Annotated in this window: 22 protein-coding genes; 17 read left to right on the forward strand and 5 right to left on the reverse strand. The window is 65.3% G+C overall.

The annotated features are described in order from the left end of the window. Positions 1 to 8: 8 nt before the first annotated feature. The 3 genes from IWX78_RS07730 to IWX78_RS07740 form a co-directional block, all read right to left on the reverse strand. Complete coding sequence (locus tag IWX78_RS07730) at positions 9 to 203, reverse strand: DUF1918 domain-containing protein (RefSeq protein WP_196832949.1); 195 nt, start codon at positions 201 to 203, stop codon at positions 9 to 11. 205 nt (positions 204 to 408) lie between these two features. Beyond that, entirely contained in the window at positions 409 to 1791 is a 1383-nt protein-coding gene (gene purB / locus IWX78_RS07735; RefSeq protein WP_196832950.1) for an adenylosuccinate lyase, read from the reverse strand. Then, entirely contained in the window at positions 1788 to 2315 is a 528-nt protein-coding gene (locus IWX78_RS07740) for a low molecular weight protein-tyrosine-phosphatase (protein WP_196832951.1), read from the reverse strand. Before IWX78_RS07740 ends, purB begins: the two co-directional genes overlap by 4 nt. A 291-nt stretch (positions 2316 to 2606) precedes the next feature. Between IWX78_RS07740 and IWX78_RS07745 the strand changes: the two genes are divergently transcribed. Then, a complete protein-coding gene (locus IWX78_RS07745) occupies positions 2607 to 2978 on the forward strand; it encodes a hypothetical protein (RefSeq protein WP_196832952.1) in 372 nt (123 codons plus the stop codon). Then, complete coding sequence (locus tag IWX78_RS07750; protein WP_196832953.1) at positions 2975 to 4396, forward strand: hypothetical protein; 1422 nt, start codon at positions 2975 to 2977, stop codon at positions 4394 to 4396. The genes IWX78_RS07745 and IWX78_RS07750 overlap by 4 nt, the downstream gene beginning before the upstream one ends. Before the next feature lie 2 nt (positions 4397 to 4398). Here the strand turns inward: IWX78_RS07750 and IWX78_RS07755 are convergent, their stop codons facing one another. Next, entirely contained in the window at positions 4399 to 4809 is a 411-nt protein-coding gene (locus tag IWX78_RS07755; protein ID WP_196832954.1) for a phage holin family protein, read from the reverse strand. 105 nt (positions 4810 to 4914) lie between these two features. Here IWX78_RS07755 and IWX78_RS07760 point away from each other — a divergent pair, with 105 nt between their 5' ends. The 4 genes from IWX78_RS07760 to IWX78_RS07775 are packed head-to-tail and all read left to right on the forward strand — an operon-like array spanning position 4915 to position 9546. After that, complete coding sequence (locus IWX78_RS07760) at positions 4915 to 6039, forward strand: histidinol-phosphate transaminase (protein WP_442929229.1); 1125 nt, start codon at positions 4915 to 4917, stop codon at positions 6037 to 6039. A 4-nt stretch (positions 6040 to 6043) separates the two neighbouring features. Beyond that, complete coding sequence (locus IWX78_RS07765) at positions 6044 to 7183, forward strand: thiamine pyrophosphate-dependent enzyme (protein ID WP_196832955.1); 1140 nt, start codon at positions 6044 to 6046, stop codon at positions 7181 to 7183. 29 nt (positions 7184 to 7212) lie between these two features. Then, positions 7213 to 8178, forward strand: a complete 966-nt coding sequence (locus tag IWX78_RS07770) for an alpha-ketoacid dehydrogenase subunit beta (protein WP_196833254.1) — start codon at positions 7213 to 7215, stop codon at positions 8176 to 8178. 27 nt (positions 8179 to 8205) lie between these two features. Continuing rightward, on the forward strand, positions 8206 to 9546 hold the full coding sequence (locus IWX78_RS07775) for a dihydrolipoamide acetyltransferase family protein (RefSeq protein WP_196832956.1): 1341 nt from the start codon (positions 8206 to 8208) through the stop codon (positions 9544 to 9546). A gap of 50 nt (positions 9547 to 9596) precedes the next feature. Here the strand turns inward: IWX78_RS07775 and IWX78_RS07780 are convergent, their stop codons facing one another. Continuing rightward, complete coding sequence (locus tag IWX78_RS07780; RefSeq protein WP_196832957.1) at positions 9597 to 10205, reverse strand: hypothetical protein; 609 nt, start codon at positions 10203 to 10205, stop codon at positions 9597 to 9599. Between the two features lie 390 nt (positions 10206 to 10595). On the opposite strand from IWX78_RS07780, the gene IWX78_RS07785 reads away from it, so the two are divergent. The 11 genes from IWX78_RS07785 to IWX78_RS07835 all read left to right on the forward strand — a co-directional run bounded on the left by IWX78_RS07785 (position 10596) and on the right by IWX78_RS07835 (position 19296). Further along, entirely contained in the window at positions 10596 to 11972 is a 1377-nt protein-coding gene (locus IWX78_RS07785) for a quaternary amine ABC transporter ATP-binding protein (RefSeq protein ID WP_442929224.1), read from the forward strand. Continuing rightward, the gene (locus IWX78_RS07790; RefSeq protein ID WP_196833255.1) at positions 11969 to 12910 is read left to right on the forward strand and encodes an ABC transporter permease; all 942 of its coding nucleotides are present in this window, start codon (positions 11969 to 11971) and stop codon (positions 12908 to 12910) included. The genes IWX78_RS07785 and IWX78_RS07790 overlap by 4 nt, the downstream gene beginning before the upstream one ends. Positions 12911 to 12983: 73 nt before the next feature. Beyond that, the gene (locus IWX78_RS07795; RefSeq protein ID WP_196832959.1) at positions 12984 to 13877 is read left to right on the forward strand and encodes a glycine betaine ABC transporter substrate-binding protein; all 894 of its coding nucleotides are present in this window, start codon (positions 12984 to 12986) and stop codon (positions 13875 to 13877) included. Between the two features lie 518 nt (positions 13878 to 14395). Further along, a complete protein-coding gene (locus tag IWX78_RS07800) occupies positions 14396 to 15400 on the forward strand; it encodes a metal ABC transporter solute-binding protein, Zn/Mn family (protein ID WP_196832960.1) in 1005 nt (334 codons plus the stop codon). Then, positions 15397 to 16233, forward strand: a complete 837-nt coding sequence (locus IWX78_RS07805) for a metal ABC transporter ATP-binding protein (RefSeq protein WP_334684630.1) — start codon at positions 15397 to 15399, stop codon at positions 16231 to 16233. Before IWX78_RS07800 ends, IWX78_RS07805 begins: the two co-directional genes overlap by 4 nt. Then, the gene (locus tag IWX78_RS07810) at positions 16230 to 17087 is read left to right on the forward strand and encodes a metal ABC transporter permease (RefSeq protein ID WP_196832961.1); all 858 of its coding nucleotides are present in this window, start codon (positions 16230 to 16232) and stop codon (positions 17085 to 17087) included. The genes IWX78_RS07805 and IWX78_RS07810 overlap by 4 nt, the downstream gene beginning before the upstream one ends. Before the next feature lie 34 nt (positions 17088 to 17121). Then, the gene (locus IWX78_RS07815; RefSeq protein WP_196833257.1) at positions 17122 to 17514 is read left to right on the forward strand and encodes a Fur family transcriptional regulator; all 393 of its coding nucleotides are present in this window, start codon (positions 17122 to 17124) and stop codon (positions 17512 to 17514) included. A gap of 170 nt (positions 17515 to 17684) precedes the next feature. After that, positions 17685 to 17921, forward strand: coding sequence for a 50S ribosomal protein L28 (rpmB, locus tag IWX78_RS07820; protein ID WP_196832962.1), 237 nt, complete (start codon positions 17685 to 17687; stop codon positions 17919 to 17921). Next, positions 17921 to 18088: a 50S ribosomal protein L33 gene (rpmG, locus tag IWX78_RS07825; protein WP_184239703.1), complete on the forward strand. Its 168-nt coding sequence runs from the start codon at positions 17921 to 17923 to the stop codon at positions 18086 to 18088. Before rpmB ends, rpmG begins: the two co-directional genes overlap by 1 nt. A 3-nt stretch (positions 18089 to 18091) precedes the next feature. Next, positions 18092 to 18397 carry a 30S ribosomal protein S14 gene (rpsN, locus tag IWX78_RS07830; RefSeq protein WP_090711643.1) on the forward strand — a complete coding sequence of 102 codons (306 nt, stop codon included), beginning with the start codon at positions 18092 to 18094 and terminating at the stop codon, positions 18395 to 18397. 146 nt (positions 18398 to 18543) lie between these two features. Continuing rightward, the gene (locus IWX78_RS07835) at positions 18544 to 19296 is read left to right on the forward strand and encodes an HAD family hydrolase (RefSeq protein ID WP_196832963.1); all 753 of its coding nucleotides are present in this window, start codon (positions 18544 to 18546) and stop codon (positions 19294 to 19296) included. Positions 19297 to 19320 lie beyond the last annotated feature (24 nt).

Here is a 19320-nt window from a genome sequence, read left to right on the forward strand (position 1 = left end):
CGGACGTATCAGCCGGTCGCTGGAGCGTGCTCGATGACGCAGTCGGGCCCCGGATAGACGAGGCTTTCGTGACCATCGTCGAATCGGACGTAGTAGGGCGGTTCGCCCTCATTTCCCCTGACTTCGAGGATCTGGCCGTGTCGGTCAGGCGCCCCGACCGTCTGGCCCCTGATGGTGATGCGCTCACCCGCCGTCGTTCGCATGATGCCTCCCGGCATCAGGGTACGCCGCCAGCCGCGGGACGGGAAGGCCCGCGCTCCTTCCTGTAAATTCAGGAGATTCTGCCGACACGCCGTGGTGAAAGCGCTCCCGCACGGCGTGTCGCCACAGATCTCCTGAATTTGGAGCAAGTTCTCGGAACGGATGCTCCCTCCGGGCGGCTCGTCAGGCGCCGGCCGCCGGCGTCGATCAGGGCAGGTAGCCCACCAGTTCATCGGACAATCCGACATAACCGGCCGGAGTCAGCGCGAGCAGGCGCTCCCGGGCGTCGTCGCCGATGTCGAGGGTGGAGACGAAGGCCACCAGGTCGTCGCGCCCGATCCGCTTGCCACGGGTGAGCTCCTTCAGCAGGGCATACGGATCCGAGATCTGCGAACGACCGGCAACGACCTCGGCACGGATGACCGTCTGGATCGCCTCACCGAGAACCTCCCAGTTGCTGTCGAGGTCAGCGGCAAGCGCCTCGCTGTCCAGGTCGATCTCACCGAGGCCCCGAGCCAGATTGTCGAGGGCGAGGAGCGAGTGCCCGAAACCGACACCGATGTTGCGCTGGGTGGTCGAGTCGGTGAGGTCGCGCTGCAGACGGGAGGTGACGAGTGTTGCGGCGAGCGAGTCCAGCACAGCGCTCGAGAGCTCGAGGTTCGCTTCGGCGTTCTCGAACCGGATCGGGTTGATCTTGTGCGGCATGGTCGAGGAACCGGTCGCGCCAGCCTGCGGGATCTGACGGAAGTAGCCCATCGAGATGTAGGTCCAGATGTCGGTGGCGAGGTTGTGCAGAACCCGGTTGGCGTGAGACACCCGGTTGTACAGTTCCGCCTGCCAGTCGTGAGACTCGATCTGCGTGGTGAGCGGGTTCCAGGTCAGGCCGAGCGACTCGACGAACTCGCGTGAGATCGCCGTCCAGTCCGCGGCAGGGTCGGCCATGACGTGCGCCGCGAAGTTCCCGGTCGCGCCGGAGAACTTGCCGAGCACCTCTGAATCGTTCACCTGACCGGCGATCCGCTCCAGTCGCCAGGCGACCACGGCGAGTTCGCGCCCCATTGTGCTCGGAGTGGCTGGCTGCCCGTGCGTGCGCGACAGCATGGCATCCGCACGGTGCTCGACGGCGAGCTCGGAGAGCAGGCCGATCACCTGGCGGAGCTTCGGCAGCCAGACCTGGCGAACTGCGGCAGACACGGTGAGGGCGTACGACAGGTTGTTGATGTCTTCACTTGTGCAGGCGAAATGGGTGAGCTCGGCAATCGAGTCGAGACCGAGGGATGCGAGCCGGTCGCGCACCAGATATTCGACGGCCTTCACGTCGTGACGGGTCACCGCCTCTTTTTCAGCGAGCCAGTCGATGTCTTCCTGGCCGAACTCGAGATAGAGGGCGCGGAGCGACTCGGTCTGCTCTGCGGTCAGCGGATGCGAGCCGAACATGCGGTGTGAGGTCAGGTAGAGCAGCCATTCGACCTCGACCTGCACCCGTGCCCGGTTCAGTCCCGCCTCGCTGAGGTACTCGCCCAGGGAGCTGACGGCCGCCTGGTATCGACCGTCGAGCGGGCTGAGTGGCTGGGCGGGTAGTGCGGTCATCGAATGGCTCCCTGTCGAATTGCCGGTTCAAGCTGCCGGAAAAGTTGGCGGCTTGCCCTCTCAATCATGCCCAATACTCGGTCAAACATCTCATCGCCGGCGTAGTAGGGGTCGGGGACATCGGCCATATGGTTCTGGTCACGGTCGAAACTGAGCAGAAGGGCGACCTTGCCCCTGTCAGTTTCGGTCGGGGCCCACGACCTGAGGATGCGGTCGTGGCCGCTGTCGAGCGCGACGATGAGGTCGAGGCTGTCGAACCATTCCGGGTTGAACTGCTTCGCCCGGTGGTGTGCACCGTCGTAACCATTTCGAGCCAGGGCGGTGAGCGTGCGGGCGTCGGCCTGCTCGCCCACGTGCCAGTCGCCGGTTCCGGCCGAGAGGGTCTCGACATATTGCGAGAGGCCTGCCTGTCGCACCATGCTCTGGAACACAACTTCTGCCATCGGGGATCTGCAGATGTTGCCTGCGCACACAAAGCACACGCGGAAGGGCTGGACCTCGGTAGGGACCGGGTCGGAAATCATCCTTCCATTCTGTACCGCGGCGACGAGAAGCGGCATCCCCCATTAGCGAGGACGAGTCCAGGCGCCGTCGGGAGCCCACCCCTCCTACTGGGGCGTGAAATCAGTGCTGACACGATTAGGCTCGCAGGCATCGGGGATGGGCCGCCGATTCGGCGCCCGCCCTCCACACGTCCTTTCAGCGCGTCAATTGCCCACGGAACGCGGCACAGGACATCGCCTCTCCCTGTGGGCGGCGAGCATGGACCTGCGTCGCGGTTGCGGCGGCATCCGCTTCTCAGCCGAGGAGGACTCATGATCGACCCGACGATCGCTGCTGTTTCCGGTACGACGCTCAGCGATGTCTCGCGAGCGCGCGCGCTCGACCTGCTCGACGAACAGAGCCGGCGCACGCGTGCGCTGGCCGATGACCTGGCAGACGGTCAGCGCCGGCTCCACCACGCCACTGACACACTCACCTGGCGGTCGGCGTCCCGATACGAATTCGATCGCAGGATGGCCGATCTGACCAGTGCCCTCGCCCGGAGCGCCGGCGCGCTGCGCATCGCCCTCGACGAGTGCGACCGGGCGCGGGAGCTCCTCCGTGCCGATACGACGATCGAACGGCGGGGCGGCGGGTGGGAGAAAGACCTCGTCGGTTACCCCGCGGGGGCACGGTACCGATGACCCCGACCGCAGACACTCTCGATGTCTCGGGTGGAGCTTCCACGAGCGTCGAGACCGACGAGCTCTTTCTCGTCGCAGCGACACTCACAACGCTTGCCGCCGACGCGCGCGACTGGGCGCACCGGGCAGCAATGACGCGATGCATCACCGAATGGTCGGCAGACGCGGCACCGTTCGGTTTCGCCGAACCCGATCTGACGCGGTCGGCGGCGATGTTGCAGGACGCCGCGGCGTTGGCTGAGAGCTTGAGCAGCCGCGTCGAAACGGCAGCAACAGCGTATGCCGCCGTTGAGCAGAAGGGTGCCGATGTCAGCGGGCTGGTCGCGGCACTCGGCGGGTTTCTCACCGGGGGCCTGATCAGGAACATTTTCATCGGCGCACTCCCTCTCCTCCCTTCGGCGGCGGTGGCCGCCCTGGTCGCACAGCATCCGGAGGTGCGTCGGCTCGCCGCGGTCGCCGGCCAGCCGCTGCTCAGCGCGCTGACCGGCAACGCCGCCCTGCTCGAGAGCCCCGCGTTCGTCAGCCTGGTGCGCGCTCTCGTCTCGTCAGCAGACGACATCGCCCTCGGGGTCGCCGGCATCGATCCGCCGGTGGCCCGGTTGCTCGGAGACGACGGTGCCGGCATCGTCGGGTTGAGTTCCATGGCAGGGGCGCTCCTTCTCCTCGCCGGCCGCAACGCGTACACCGCCACTCCGATCACCCTCAGCACGGCTGAATCGACCCCTGTCACCGCTCCACGATCACTGGCGGATGCCGCCTCCCGAATTCCCGAGAGCGGCCCGGGTCGGCCGCAGATCCGTGTCGAGCGCTTCGAAGGCGGCGCCCGACCGAGCTACGCGGTGTACCTCGCCGGCACGAGCGAGTTCTCCACCGACGGCGCTGAGCCGTTCGATATGGGCAGCAACCTCGCCGGGATCGCCGGAGACGACGCGGCCGCGTACCGGGCGACCCTCGACGCCATGGACGAAGCGGGCATCCGCCCCGGTGATTCGGTCACCCTGGTCGGTCACTCACAGGGTGGCCTCGTCGCGGCGCGGGTGGCGGCATCCGGGGCGTACGACACCGACGCTCTCATCACCTTCGGGTCACCGACCGGCCAGATCCCGATTCCCGACTCCGTCGCCCACCTCGCCGTCGAGCACGCCGAAGACCTCACGCCCGCGCTCGGCGGCGCACCGATCGAAGGAGATGACGGGCGCGACCGGGTGGTCGTCACCCGCAGCATCCACGATCCGGCAGTTCCTGAACGCCCGTTCGGAAGCGCGCACTTCATGGCAGGATACGCCGACACCGCCGCGCTCATCGACGGTTCCGACGATCCGCGCCTCGATCGGGTGAAAGCGGCTCTCGACACCTTGGGTGAGGCAGAGCGGGGTGGAACGTCGACGCTGTACCGGGCCGTGAAACGTCGCGGCTGACCTCAGCGGCGGCGGTTGCGGCGTTCCTTGAGCTGTGGCCGGAGCAGCAACTGGAGCAGACCGTTGATGATGCCCATCACCAGCGCGCCGAGCACTGCCCACCAGAATCCGTCGATCTCGAGCCCGAAGTCGAAGAACGACATGATCCACGCCACCAGGAGCAGCAGGAGCCCGTTCACGATGAACGAAATCAGGCCGAGTGTGAGGATGTAGATCGGAAAAGCGACGATCCGGATCAACGTTCCGACCACGCCGTTGACGACCGCGAAGATCAGCCCGATCAGCAGATACGTGAGAATGCTCGCGACGACGTCTTCGGGTGTGTACGCGGTGACATGCACCCCGGCCACGATGAAGCTGGTCAGCCAGATGGCGACGGCGTTGATGACTACTCGGAGAAGAAACCTGCCCATCGCTCCATGATGTCAGCCAGCACCCTGCGAACGCGACCCTACCGCCCGGCCGGGTGAGAGCATGCCTCCGCCGGAATAGTGCGTGTCTAGACTTCAACAGTGACGATTCCTCCAGCCAACGCCGACGAGCCGGTTGTGCCGCCTGCGGTCAAGCTTCGCCCGGAGATTCTCGCCAGCCCGCCGTACCGGCAGGGAAAGCCGGCCGGTGCCGACGCATTCAAGTTGTCGAGCAACGAGAATCCATACCCGCCCCTGCCCGGAGTGCTCGATGCCGTGATGTCTGCCGGCGCGTTCAACCGGTACCCGGATGCCTCGGCGCTCGCCCTGCGCGAGATCCTCGCCGCCCGCAACGGCGTCAGTGTCGACCAGATCCACGTCGGCTCGGGATCGGTCGCCCTGCTCAGCCAGTTCATCGATGCGGCCGCCGGCCCCGGCGACACCGTCGTGTACTCGTGGCGGTCTTTTGAGGCGTACCCCGGCCTCGTCACCGTCGCCGGTGCGACGAGCATCCAGGTGCCGAACCGGGCTGACGGCTCACACGACCTTGACGCGCTCGCCGCGGCAGTCGACGACCGCACCCGGGTCGTTCTCGTGTGTTCCCCCAACAACCCAACGTCAACCGTGGTCAGCGCTGACGCGTTCGAGGCGTTCATGGCCGCAGTGCCCTCCGATGTGCTCGTGCTCCTCGACGAGGCCTACGCCGAGTTCGTGACCGACCCCGGAGCGGTCAGAGGGCTCGGGCTGACCGGCAGATACCCGAACCTCGTCGTGCTCCGCACCTTCTCCAAGGCGTATGGTCTCGCCGGTCTCCGCGTCGGCTGGGCGATCGGACCGGTCGCATTGCTCGACGCCGCCAGGGCTGCAGCCATCCCCCTCTCGGTCACCCAGACGGCACAGGTGGCCGCAATCGCCTCGCTTGCTCTCGAGGATCAGCTCCTCGAACGCGTCGCGCTGCTCAGCAGCCTGCGCGACCGGCTCGCCGGCGGCCTGCGACAGCAGGGCTGGTTCATCCCTGAGGCCCAGGGCAACTTCGTCTGGCTGGCGACCGGGAACGAGACGGATGCCGCCAATGAGTCCCTTCTCGACGCCGGTATCGTCGCGCGTGCGTTCCCGGGTTCCGGCATCCGTGTCAGTGTCGGTGAGGACGAATCTGTGGACAAACTCCTATCGATCACGCGACACATTGTCGAGTCCCTACCAGCCGGGCACCCGGCGAGGCGGTTAGGTTAGAGCAATGGCGGAAACTGAGAGCACGTCCCCAGCGCCTGCCGTGCAGATGCTGACCACCGAGGGAACCCTCGAACCGACCGCGTCTGCCGAGCCATATCTCGGCTACCTCGATCGGCTCACCGACTCCGACCATGAGCAGTTCTACCGTGACATGGTCGTCGCCCGGGCGTTCGACACCGAGGCTGCCAACCTGCAGCGTCAGGGCCAGCTTGCGCTGTGGCCGCCGTGCCACGGCCAGGAAGGTGCCCAGGTGGGTTCCGGTCGCGCCGCTCGCGCTCAGGACCACATCTTCCCCTCCTACCGCGAGCACGCGGTCGGGCTGATCCGAGGGGTCGACCTGCTCGGCATCGTCGAGGTCATGCGGGGGACCACACACTCCGGGTGGGATGTCTCCGACCCGGCGAACGGCAACTTCCGTCCGTACACCCTCGTCATCGCCGCGCAGGCCCTGCACGCGACCGGCTATGCGATGGGCGTGAGCTTCGACGGGGCGACTGCCACAGGCGACCCCGAAACCGACGAGGCCGTTATGGTCTATTTCGGCGACGGGTCCACCAGCCAGGGCGACCTCAACGAGGCGCTCGTCTTCGCGGCCAGCTACCAGACCCCTCAGGTGTTCTTCCTGCAGAACAACCACTGGGCGATCAGCGTTCCTGTCACCACCCAGTCGCGCACGCCGCTCGTGCAGCGCGGCGCCGGGTTCGGCATCCCGAGCGTGCAGGTCGACGGTAACGACGTCCTCGCCAGCTACGCCGTCACTGCCAAGCATCTCGACGACGCTCGCTCGGGTCGCGGACCGCAACTGATCGAGGCCCTCACCTACCGGATCGGCGCCCACACCACGAGTGATGACCCGACGAAGTACCGCACCCAGGAACTCACGGACTCCTGGGTCGCCAGGGACCCGATCGTACGATTTGAAAGGTTCCTCCGCGGCAAGGGCGCACCGGAGTCGCTGTTCGCCGGAGTCGCCGAACAGGCACATGACTTCGCCGCAGACATCCGTCGCCGCACCCACGCCATCGAAGACCCTGAGGTCGGACTCATGTTCGACTCGGTGTACGCCGACGACCACCCGGTGATGGTGGAACAGAAGCAGTGGCTCGAACGATACGAGCGAGAGATGGGCGGTGATGCAGCGTGAGCGAGAGCACCGACAGCGCCCTGCAGACCATGCCGATGGCGAAGGCTCTCAACGCCGGGCTCCGTCAGGCCATGACCGATGACCCCAAGGTCCTCCTCATGGGAGAAGACATCGGCAAGCTCGGCGGGGTGTTCCGTATCACCGAGGGCCTCCAGGCCGAGTTCGGGGAGAAACGGGTGCTCGACACCCCACTCGCCGAGTCCGGAATCGTCGGAAGCGCGATCGGTCTCGCCATGCGCGGCTACCGTCCGGTCTGTGAGATCCAGTTCGACGGGTTCATTTTCCCCGCGTTCAACCAGATCACGTCGCAGCTGGCCAAACTGACCAACCGCACCGAGGGCGACCTGCAGATGCCCGTCGTCATCCGGGTGCCGTACGGCGGGCACATCGGGGCCGTGGAGCACCACCAGGAGAGCCCCGAGGCATACTTCGCCCACACGGCTGGCCTGCGCTCGGTCAGCCCGTCCACGCCGAACGACGCGTACTGGATGATCCAGGAAGCGATCGCATCGAACGATCCCGTCATGTTCTTCGAACCGAAGAGCCGGTACTGGCCGAAAGGCGAGGTCGACCTCTCCCGCTCAGCCGCGCCCCTCCACGCCAGCCGGATCATCCGCTCGGGAACGGATGCCACGGTCGTCGCGCACGGCGCCATGGTCAGCGTTCTTTTGCAGGCCGCTGAGCTGGCAGCGACTGACGGCATCAGCCTCGAGGTCGTCGACCTCCGGTCGATCGCGCCGATCGACTACGCGCCACTTCTCGAGAGCGTCCGCAAGACCGGACGTCTCGTCATCGCGCAGGAGGCACCCGGAAACGTCTCTGTCGGTTCCGAGATCGCCGCCACCGTCGCCGAACGCGCCTTCTACTCGCTCGAGGCACCCGTGCTCCGAGTGTCGGGTTTCGACGTTCCTTTCCCCCCAGCCAAGCTCGAGAAGCTCTTCCTCCCCGACGCCGACCGAGTCCTCGAGGCCGTCGACCGGGCACTTGCCTACTAGCGTCCTGACGCGCGAAAGAGAGAAATCATGAGCGAGTTCCAGTTCTTGATGCCGGATGCCGGTGAAGGACTCACCGAGGCAGAAGTGGTGTCGTGGAAGGTGGCGCCTGGCGACACCGTCGAGCTCAACCAGGTGATCGTCGAGATCGAGACCGCCAAGTCGCTCGTCGAGCTGCCTTCGCCATACGAGGGCACCGTCTCCGCCATCCTCGTCGATGAGGGCACCACGGTCGACGTCGGGACTCCGATCATCTCGATCGCCGCTGCGGCCGAGAAGGCGGATGCCGGCGCGCCAGCCGCCGCTGCCGTCGCCCCGTCAGCCGTTTCCAGCGAAACCGAAGAAGCCGTCGCAGACACCCGCAGTTCCATCGACGGCGAGAAGCCGGGTGCTGTGCTCGTCGGGTACGGCAACGCCGGTTCCGTCACCTCCCGCCGTCGTCGTCACGCGGATGCCGCCGCGCCCGCCACCCGTCCGGCATCCGCTCCCGCATCCGCACCGGTCCCCGCCGGCCCGGTGATCGCGAAGCCTCCGATCCGCAAACTGGCGAAGGACCTCGGGGTGGACCTCAAGCTCGTGGCCGGAACGGGAATCGGGGGAGAGGTCACCCGTGACGATGTGGTTCGCGAGGCCGGCCAGGCGAGCGTGTTCCGCAACATCGAGACCCCTGCATGGGGCGACAACCGCGAAGAGCGGATCCCGGTGAAGGGAATCCGCAAGCAAATCGCCAACGCGATGGTCGAATCAGCGTTCAAGGCCCCGCACGTGTCGCTCTTCGTCGACGTGGACGCGACGCGCACCATGGAGTTCATCAAACGGCTCAAGAACTCCACCGACTTCGCCGGCGTGAAGGTGTCACCTCTGCTCATCATGGCGAAGGCCATGATCTGGGCGGTGCGCCGCAACCCGACGGTGAACGCCACCTGGACCGATGACGAGATCATCGTGAGGCACTACGTCAACCTCGGTGTTGCCGCGGCGACGCCGCGCGGGCTCATCGTTCCGAACGTCAAGGAAGCACAGGGGATGACCCTGCTGCAGCTGGCGCAATCGCTCGAACAGTTGACGTTGACGGCGCGCGACGGCAAGACGCCGCCGGCCGACCAGCAGGGCGGCACCATCACCATCACCAACATCGGTGTCTTCGGCATGGACACCGGCACGCCGATCCTCAACCCGGGCGAGGTGGGCATCGTCGCTCTCGGAACGATCAAGCAGAAGCCGTGGGTCGTCGACGGTGAGGTGCGGCCGCGGTTCGTCACAACGCTCGGAGCGTCCTTCGATCACCGCGTCGTCGACGGTGACGTGGCATCCCGGTTCCTGGCCGACGTCGCGTCGATCATCGAGGAACCTGCGCTCCTGCTCGACTGAGCCGATCGGGGCCGGCCGACCAGACCGCCCCGATCGGTAAAAGCGGTGGATCAGAAGCCGAAGTCGCCTCCGCCACCGAAGTCGCCTCCGCCACCGAAGTCGCCTCCGCCGAAGTCCCCGCCGCCTCCGCTGTAGTCCCCGCCTGCATCCGTGCTCGTTTCTGCGCCGGCATCCGAACCGGAATCCGCGCCCCCGTCGCCCTCTGAGCCGGCCTCGCTGCCGGACATGTCCGGCAGAAAGGCGCTCACAACCGCTGTGGCGATGAAGTATCCGGCGACGGTGCCGAGCAGTGAACTGCCGACCATGCTTCCGAAACTCGGCCCGTTCATGGTGCGTTCCATCGTTCCAGGCTGGCGAAGCTCAGAACGGGTGGCGGACTGGGCGAGCGAGTGCGCGTCGTCTGCCCGAGGCTCGTCACCGGGAGCTGCGTCCGCGCTGAGCTGCTGGAACAACAGGCGCCTCTGCTCGGGGGTGAGCTTCTCGAACGCCTCTTCATGGGCCTGCTCGATCGCCTCCGGCGGCGCTGTCCTGAGCAGGTAGCGGTAGCGCTCCACGGCGATCTCGTCGTCGCTGCGCGCCGATCTGGGTTCCGGCGCATACCGCGCCCGTTGTTGCGGCTCCTGTTGCTGTCCGCCGAAAAGTCTGTCGAAGAATCCCATGATTCTCTCCCTGGGGTCGTCGTGCGTTCGTGAGCGAGTGAGGTCGAGTTTAGGGACGGATGCCGTGAGGTCACTGCGAGAATCACCGGTCACGTTTCGAGCACGAAGTCGCCGGAAATAGGGGTTGACACGGTCGTCTGTTATGTTGGTTGACGGCCACGAAGGCCGAAACGCTAGTCCGCGGATGGATGTGACGCAGCAATGTCGCACATCCTGACGTATGGTCCTGCGACGTTGGCGGTGGTCCCATGATCACGCCAGTACAACTCCCGATTCGCTTCTGACGCACAGGTCGTCGCCGCTTGATGGGTGGGGTTCGTGCATTCGTCCTTGACCCGGTCGTAACTTACGCGAGCAGCTGTTCGCATCGAGCCGGATTTCAGCCGGAGGATGCCTCACGCCCGCATGCCTGGAGAAGACGTGACCGACACGATTGCCGTCAAGGTGAACAATGTCTACAAAGTATTCGGCAAGAAGCCGCGCGAGGTCGTCAAGCGACTGAATTCCGGAGAGAAGCGGGATGAACTGAGTTCGCTCGGCACCGCAGCGGTGATCGACGCATCCTTCGAAGTGAAGAAGGGCGAGATCTTCGTCGTCATGGGCCTGTCTGGCTCCGGCAAGTCCACCCTGATCCGGATGCTCAACGGCCTCCTCGAGCCCTCGGCGGGCACGGTGACGGTCCATGGTTCCGCTATCAGTGGCATCCCGGCCGCACAGCTCCGCGAGGTTCGCCGGTCGAAGATCTCCATGGTCTTTCAGCACTTCGCGCTGCTCCCCCACCGCACCGTCCTCGACAACGCCGCGTACGGGCTCGAGGTTCAGGGTGTTCCGCTCGCTGAACGACGCGCACGCGCCCAGGCCATCGTCTCCAAAGTCGGCCTGTCCGGCTGGGAAGACAAGCTCCCAGGCGAGCTGTCTGGCGGCATGCAGCAGCGTGTCGGCCTGGCCCGCGCCCTGGCTGCAGACACTGACGTGCTCCTGATGGACGAGGCCTTCTCGGCACTCGACCCGCTCATCCGCCGCGAGATGCAGGAGCAGCTCGTCGATCTGCAGCACGAGCTCGGCAAGACCATCATCTTCATCACACACGACCTCAACGAGGCCATGTTCCTCGGCGACCGCATCGCTGTCATGCGCGACGGCCGCATCGTCCAGGTCGGCACGCCAGACGAGATCCTCACCGACCCGGCCAACGACTACGTGGCTCAGTTCGTCCAGGACGTCGACCGCGCCCGGGTGCTCACCGCCGCCAGCGTGATGGAGCCGGCGCGCGCCGTCGTCTCCGGTTCGGCCGGCCCTCGTGCCGCTCTGCGAACCATGCGTGACATGCAGACATCCGCCGCATTCGTCGTCGGCAATGGCCGCAAGCTCCTCGGTGTCGTGCACGACCGTGATGTGCTCTCGCACGTCAAGGCCGGGAAGCCGAATCTCATGGAAATCGTACGCAACGACCCGGCCACAGTCGGCCCCGACCAGTACCTCGTCGACCTGTTCGAGCCGGCAGCTGAAAGCTTGCTGCCGGTCGCCGTCGTCGACGACAGTGGTCGCCTGCTCGGTGCGATTCCGCGCGTCACCCTCCTCGCCGCCCTGGCCAACCTGCCCACATCGACGGGGGAGAACCAGATCATCGAACCGACCGCGACGGTTGCCGTCGACGTCATCACTGAAACGCTCCGCGAGACCGCTGGCCTCACTGACGAAGAAGACACCGGCAGGGGAAGTCGTACCGACCACGTCACATCCGCTCACGAAGGGAGCCTCGCCTGATGGACTTCCGTATTCCGCTCGGCCAGTGGGTCGAAGATTTTGTCGATGTGCTCACCGACACCCTCCAGCCCCTGTTCGACGTGCTCCGCGCCGTCTTCCTCGGCCTCTACGACCTCGTCAACCTGATCTTCCAGACGCCGCCCTTCTGGGCGATCATCGTCGCCGTCGCCGTTCTCGGTTTTCTGGCCAAGGGCTGGAAACTTGCGGTCGGTGTCCTCCTCGGCTTCAGCCTGATCTACGCGGTCGACCAGTGGGAGAACGCGATGGATTCGCTGTCGCTCGTGCTCGTCGCCAGTTTCATCGCCGTGCTCATCAGCGTTCCGCTCGGCATTCTCGCGGCGCGCTCAGACAGCGCATCCAAGATCATCAGGCCCATCCTCGACTTCCTGCAGACGATGCCGGCGTTCGTGTACCTGATCCCTGCGCTCATCCTCTTCCGAGTCGGTGTCGTCCCGGGCATCGTCGCAACCATCATCTTCGCGTTGGCACCCGGCGTGCGGCTCACCGAGCTCGGCATCCGCGGTGTCGATAAGGAAGTCGTCGAAGCCGGACACGCCTTCGGTTCGTCGCCATTCCGCATCCTGCGCCAGATTCAGCTTCCGCTCGCGATGCCGAGCATCATGGCCGGGGTCAACCAGGTCATCATGCTGTCGCTGTCCATGGTCGTCATCGCCGGAATGGTGGGCGCTGGCGGTCTCGGCGGCGACGTCGTTGCGAGCCTCAACCGCATCGACATCGGCCTCGGTTTTGAAGCCGGGTTGTCCGTCGTGATTCTCGCCATCGTGCTCGACCGGCTGACGGCATCCCTCGGCACCCGCAAGCCGCGGGTGAAGAAAGCGGATGCAGCGAAGCCTGCGGATGACGACTCGGCCGACGGCCTCTCCAAGGAGCAGCTCGTCGCGGCCGGTCCCCGACGCTCACCCGGAGGCATGGCCTGATCCAGGCCCCCACAATCGTCGAACCCGTTCACGCGGTGTCGACCTGTCCAATCGCACCAACGAGAGGCAATACATGAAGAACAGCAGCAAGATCGCAATCGCAACACTCGCAACGGCTGGCCTCATCGGCCTGGCAGGATGCGCAAGTCCCGACGCCGGCAGCGCCGATGGCGGAGAAAAGACCGACATCACCCTCGCCGTATTCAACGGCTGGGACGAGGGTGTCGCCACCAGCTGGCTCTGGAAGTCCATTCTCGAAGAAGAGGGCTACTCGGTCGAGCTCGAATACGCCGACCCCGCACCCGTCTTCGAGGGCCTCGCGTCTGGTGACTACGACTTCACCACCGACGTCTGGCTCCCGAACACCCATGAGGCGTACCTCGAGACCTACGGTGACGACATCGAGGAGCTCGGCGCCTGGAACGAAGACTCCAAGCTCACCCTCGCGGTCAACGAGGATGCTCCGATCGACACGATCGCGGAGCTCGCCGACAACGCGGACCTCTTCAACAACCGCATCGTCGGCATCGAGCCGGGCGCAGGCCTCACCGCCGCGATGGAAGATGAGGTCATCCCGACCTATGGCCTCGAAGGCATGGAATTCCTGACCTCGTCGACGGCCGCCATGCTCTCGGAGCTGAAGTCGGCCACAGACAACGGCGAGAACGTCGTCGTCACCCTGTGGGAGCCGCACCGCGCATACGCGCAGTTCCCGATCAAGAACCTCGAAGACACCGAGGGCGCATTCGGTGACACCGAGAGCCTGTACAGCTACGGAAGCACCGAGTTCACCGAGAACTCCCCGCAGGCCGCAGCATGGCTCGAGGACTTCACCATGGACAGCGAGACCCTGATGTCTCTCGTCCAGGCCATGTTCATCGATTACGAGGGCGATGACTACGCTCCGGTCGTCGAGCAGTGGATCGAAGACAACCAGGATTACGTCGACGGCCTGACCGCTTCGTAGAACTCCTCGCAGCAGCGCGCGATGCCCGTCCCTCGACTCGAGGGGCGGGCATTGTTGCATGTGCGGGCAGGGAGGGGGGTCGAGGGGGATGGCGTCCGGGTGTCGAAAACCCGCTTCGGAAGAGACGAATGTGCCGGGCGGCAGACGATCGTTGGTCGCAGACGGTGGTTACGACCCCATCGCCACGGTTGGCGGCAGATGAAGCGGATCGCCAATATGCCACAGGTTCGTCCGTTGCTTATGCCAGCTTTCGCGGCCCGAAGCCGACACGGTCGACGGATGAGCGGATGCTGCGACTCGCGGCCGTGGTTCGTCCGTTGCTTATGCCAGCTTTCGCGGCCCGAAGCCGACACAGTCGACGGATGAGCGGATGCTGCGACTCGCGGCCGTGGTTCGTCCGTTGCTTTTGTCTGCTTTCGCGGCCCGAAGCCGACACAACCGACGGATGAGCGGATGCCGCCCGGGTAGCGGTTGTCCCCAAGTTGATAACCGTTATCAATACCGGTAACGTGGGTCTCGTGAATCCCACTCGTCGCCTTGCGCCCCTCTCCCTCATTCCCGCAGCAGCACTTCTTCTCAGCGGATGCTCCCCGGCAGCAGACGGGGCAGCCGCCGAGGCCGGAGGCATCCAGGTCGTCGCATCGACGAACGTCTACGGAAGCATCGCCGAAGCCATCGGCGGCGACAACATCGACCTCACGAACATCATCGACTCCGCCGCCCAGGACCCGCACAGCTATGAAGCAAGCGCGCAGGATCAGCTCGCCATCTCGAAGGCCGACGTCATCGTCGAAAACGGGGGTGGATACGACCCGTTCATCGACACCCTCATCTCGGCGGCCGGGTCGGACGATGTCACCGTGCTCACCGCCGTCGACCTCTCCGGCCTGCTGCCCGAAGACGAGCACGCCGAAGACGAGCACGCCGAAGACGAGCACGCCGAGGACGAGCACGCCCACGATCACGAGGCGGAGGGCGACGACCACGGCCACGTCGAAGGCTTCAACGAGCATGTCTGGTACGATCTCGCGACAGTGGACGCTCTCGCCGAAGAGCTCGCCCACCACTTCGCCGAGCTCGATCCGGACAACGCCGCCACCTATGACGAGAACTACACAGCGTTCGCCGATGAGATCGGAACGCTGACGGATACCGCCTCCGCGATCAAGACGGATGCCGACGGAACAGGCGTGGCGGTCACAGAGCCCGTTCCCGTGTACCTGCTCGAGGCATCCGGTCTGGTGAACCTCACTCCTGACGCGTTCAGCGAAGCGATCGAAGAGGGCACCGACGTCTCGCCTGCCAGCCTCAGCGAACTGCTCGACCTGATCGGCTCCGGCGACGTGTCGCTGCTCGCCTACAATGAGCAGACGAGCAGCCCCGAGACCGAACGCGTCCGTGAGGCTGCTGAACAGGAGTCCGTCCCCGTTGTCTCGTTCGCCGAGACGCTGCCGGACGGCGAGGACTATGTGAGCTGGATGACCGACAACATCACCGCGATCTCGGACGCGCTGGATTCGTGACCATACCCGCCCACCGGCATCCGAGTGACCCGATCCTGAGCCTGGCAAGCGCATCGCTCGGCTTCGGTGGTCGCGATCTGTGGAAGGACCTGAACCTCGACGTCTGCTCGGGGGAGTTCCTCGCCGTGCTCGGGCCGAACGGATCGGGCAAGACCAGCCTGCTCAAGACGATCCTCGGCCAGCAGTCGCTGGATTCGGGCACGATCCGGTTCGACGGGCACGCTGTCCGTCGCGGTGATCGGCGGATCGGTTACATTCCGCAGCAGAAACTCATTCCAGGCGGAACCCCCATGCGCGGCCGGGACCTCGTCGCGCTCGGCGTGAACGGTCACCGCTTCGGCCTGCCGCTCACCCGATCAGCCGAGAAGCGGCAGGTCGACGCGCTACTCGAGTCCGTCGGGGCGTCCGACTACGCAGACGAACCTGTCGGCAACCTCTCCGGAGGTGAACAGCAGCGACTTCGGGTCGGCCAGGCACTCGCCGGAGACCCGCGGATGCTGCTCTGCGATGAGCCCCTGCTCAGCCTCGACCTGCAGCACCAGCGCGGTGTTTCCGAACTCATCGACCGCCGCAGGCGTGAACACGGAACGCCGGTCGTCTTCGTGACCCACGACGTGAACCCTGTGCTCGGAATGGTCGATCGCATCCTGTACTTCGCCGGCGGACAGTTTCGTGAGGGCACGCCAGACGAGGTCCTCACGAGCGAGGTCCTCACCGAGCTGTACGGTACGCCGATCGACGTGCTCCGTACCGGGGGGCGCGTGGTTGTCGTCGGCATCCCCGACAGCGAGACGCACCACCACCATCACCCGCACGGGGAGGCCGGAGCATGACCGCTGACGACCTCTGGTCGCGGATGTTCAACTTCGAGAACTACGGCGAGCTCCTCGCCCTCGTGCAGAACTCGATCATCGCCGGCGCGATCCTTGGAATCGTCGGCGGTCTCATCGGCGTCTTCGTCATGCAGCGCGACATGGCATTCGCCGTGCACGGGATCAGTGAACTCTCGTTCGCCGGTGCCGCCGGCGCCCTGCTGTTCGGGCTCAACGTCGTCGCCGGGTCGCTCGCCGGAGCGCTCATTGCCGCGCTCGTCATCGGGCTGCTCGGCGCGCGGGCCCGCGACCGGAACTCGATCATCGGCGTCCTGATGCCGTTCGGGCTCGGGCTCGGCATTCTCTTCCTTGCCCTGTATCCGGGCAGGAGTGCCAATAAGTTCGGCCTTCTCACCGGACAGATCATCTCGGTCGACGACCCGCAGCTGACCTGGCTGAGCGCGATCAGCCTCGTCGTGCTCGTGGGGCTGCTCCTGATCTGGCGTCCGCTCAGCTTTGACAGCCTCGATGCCGATGTCGCTGCTGCCCGGGGAGTGCCGACGCGGTTCGTGTCGCTCGCGTTCATGGTGCTGCTCGGCCTCATCGTTGCGGTTTCGGTGCAGATCATCGGTGCGCTCCTCGTGCTCGCCCTGCTCGTCACCCCGGCCGCAGCGGCACTGCGGCTCTCGGCATCGCCGATTCTCGTTCCCGTGCTCGCGATGGCGTTCGGCCTCGTCTCCGCCGTTGGCGGCATCCTGCTGGCGATCGGAGGTTCGTTGCCGATCAGCCCGTACATCACGACGATCTCGTTCGGCATCTACCTCGTCGCCCGCCTGGTCGGCCTGCGTGCGAAGCCCCGCCCCGGGCTACGCTAGAACTTTCAACGAGAGAGGCGGTGACACCGTGGTTGTGAAGAGGAACACCTGGCAACGTGAAGCCGTGCGCGAGGCGCTCGACTCTCGACTCGGTTTCGTCAGTGCTCAGGGTCTGCACCAGGGCCTGCGTGACTCCGGGTCGCACATCGGACTCGCCACCGTCTATCGCGCCCTGGCCGATCTCGCGAACGAGGGCGAAGCCGATTCGCTGCAGTCGCCGGAGGGTGAGAGCCTGTACCGCGCCTGCGCATCGACCGGTCACCACCACCACCTCATCTGCCGCAATTGCGGACTCACCGTCGAGATCGCCGCGACCGAGGTCGAGCAGTGGGCCAGGCAAACGGCATCCGAACACGGCTTCACCGATGCGAGACACATCGTCGACATCTTCGGTCTCTGCGCCGCCTGCACCGCGGCATCCGCCTGACCGTCATTCGCAGAACCGCGGAATCTCCTGTACGATTGACCCTTGGCTGAGTGGGCACCTCCCACTCGGATCGCATACACAATCCCCTCGTCGTGAAATTCGGGTGGTTTTGTGTGCCGACAAGAGATCTTGGGCAGGGCGAAAGTCCTGCGGTACTGAAGGAGAGAACCATGGCAGCAACCTGCCAGGTGACTGGAGCCATTCCCGGCTTCGGACACAACATTTCGCACTCGCACCGACGCACCAAGCGTCGCTTCGACCCGAACGTGCAGAAGAAGACGTACTTCGTGCCGTCGCTTCGCCGCAACGTCACGCTCACGCTGAGCGCCAAGGGCATCAAGGTCATCGATGCTCGTGGAATTGAGTCAGTCGTCAAGGACATCCTGGCTCGTGGGGAGAAGATCTAATGGCAAAAGCACAGGACGTACGTCCGATCATCAAGCTTCGTTCGACGGCAGGAACCGGTTACACCTACGTGACCAAGAAGAACCGCCGCAACGACCCCGACCGTCTCGTACTCAAGAAGTACGACCCCGTAGTGCGCAAGCACGTTGAATTCCGAGAGGAGCGCTAAGCCATGGCTAAGAAGAGCATGATCGCGAAGAACAACCAGCGCAAAGTTATCGTTGAGCGTTACGCAGCAAAGCGCCTCGAGCTGAAGAAGGCCCTCGTGGACCCGAACGGCACCGACGAGTCGCGCGAAGCGGCCCGCCTCGGCCTGCAGAAGCTTCCCCGCAACGCCTCACCGGTGCGCCTGCGCAACCGTGACGCCGTCGACGGACGCCCCCGCGGCCACCTCTCGAAGTTCGGCATCTCGCGTGTCCGCTTCCGTGACATGGCGCACAAGGGCGAACTGCCCGGCATCACCAAGTCGAGCTGGTAAGCACCACCGTCTCACTTCGAAACGGGTGTCGGCCTTCGGGCCGACACCCGTTTCGTCGTTCCGCCCGCGCTGCAGTGATTTCAGACGACGCTCCGTGTCGTAGAGTGACTCCAGCATCTACCCCGCTTTCGTTGATCGGAACACCCGTGAACGCATCCGCTCTTCGTGGTCTCGACCGCTTCGGCGCAATTCTCTTCGACCTCGACGGCGTTCTGACGCCGACGGCCGACCTGCACCGCTACGCCTGGAAGTCGATGTTCGACGAGGTCTTCGCCGAGAAAAACGTGGCGAGCCCGTACACGGACGATGACTATTTCGAGCACCTCGACGGTAAGCGGCGCTACGACGGCGTCGCCGGCATCCTGAACTCCCGCGGCATCCGCCTGCCGCTCGGCTCGCCTGACGACCCACCAACGGCAGACACGATCTCGGGCATCGGGAATCGCAAGAACGAGTACTTTGCCCGAGCCCTCGACGCACAGGGAATTCGGCCGTACCCCGGTTCGCTCACCCTCGTGACCGAATTGTGGGAGCGAGGGATGCCGATGGGCGTCGTCTCGAGTTCGAACAATGCGCGTTGGGTGCTCACCTCCGCTGACCTCATCGACAAGTTCCCCATCATCGTCGACGGGGTCGTCGCCGCTCGCGAGTCGCTCGCAAGCAAGCCGGCGCCAGACATGTTTCTCTTCGCCGCACAGCAGATGGACCTGTCGCCCACCGACATCGTGGTGTTCGAAGACGCCATCTCCGGTGTCGCGTCAGCGCGCGCGGCACACTTCGGTCTTGTCATCGGTGTGGACCGGGGAGCCGGTCACGACGTTCTCCTCGAGGCGGGGGCGGATGCCGTCATCGATGATTTGGCGGTCTATACGTCTGCACACTCCGAGCCTCACAACTGATCGCGCCCCTGGCGACCTCAGCAC

This window comes from Mycetocola sp. CAN_C7, assembly GCF_015752285.1.
Lineage (GTDB): Bacteria > Actinomycetota > Actinomycetes > Actinomycetales > Microbacteriaceae > Mycetocola_A.

Coding starts and splice junctions, on each gene's coding strand:
- IWX78_RS07740 (WP_196832951.1), bottom strand. CDS start 2,315: ATGATTTCCGACCCGGTCCCTACCGAGGTCCAGCCCTTCCGCGTGTGC.
- IWX78_RS07750 (WP_196832953.1), top strand. CDS start 2,975: ATGACCCCGACCGCAGACACTCTCGATGTCTCGGGTGGAGCTTCCACG.
- IWX78_RS07785 (WP_442929224.1), top strand. CDS start 10,596: ATGCCTCACGCCCGCATGCCTGGAGAAGACGTGACCGACACGATTGCC.
- IWX78_RS07780 (WP_196832957.1), bottom strand. CDS start 10,205: ATGGGATTCTTCGACAGACTTTTCGGCGGACAGCAACAGGAGCCGCAA.
- IWX78_RS07770 (WP_196833254.1), top strand. CDS start 7,213: ATGCCGATGGCGAAGGCTCTCAACGCCGGGCTCCGTCAGGCCATGACC.
- IWX78_RS07730 (WP_196832949.1), bottom strand. CDS start 203: ATGCGAACGACGGCGGGTGAGCGCATCACCATCAGGGGCCAGACGGTC.
- IWX78_RS07775 (WP_196832956.1), top strand. CDS start 8,206: ATGAGCGAGTTCCAGTTCTTGATGCCGGATGCCGGTGAAGGACTCACC.
- IWX78_RS07765 (WP_196832955.1), top strand. CDS start 6,044: ATGGCGGAAACTGAGAGCACGTCCCCAGCGCCTGCCGTGCAGATGCTG.
- IWX78_RS07745 (WP_196832952.1), top strand. CDS start 2,607: ATGATCGACCCGACGATCGCTGCTGTTTCCGGTACGACGCTCAGCGAT.
- purB (WP_196832950.1), bottom strand. CDS start 1,791: ATGACCGCACTACCCGCCCAGCCACTCAGCCCGCTCGACGGTCGATAC.
- rpmG (WP_184239703.1), top strand. CDS start 17,921: ATGGCAAAAGCACAGGACGTACGTCCGATCATCAAGCTTCGTTCGACG.
- IWX78_RS07795 (WP_196832959.1), top strand. CDS start 12,984: ATGAAGAACAGCAGCAAGATCGCAATCGCAACACTCGCAACGGCTGGC.
- rpsN (WP_090711643.1), top strand. CDS start 18,092: ATGGCTAAGAAGAGCATGATCGCGAAGAACAACCAGCGCAAAGTTATC.
- IWX78_RS07755 (WP_196832954.1), bottom strand. CDS start 4,809: ATGGGCAGGTTTCTTCTCCGAGTAGTCATCAACGCCGTCGCCATCTGG.
- rpmB (WP_196832962.1), top strand. CDS start 17,685: ATGGCAGCAACCTGCCAGGTGACTGGAGCCATTCCCGGCTTCGGACAC.
- IWX78_RS07810 (WP_196832961.1), top strand. CDS start 16,230: ATGACCGCTGACGACCTCTGGTCGCGGATGTTCAACTTCGAGAACTAC.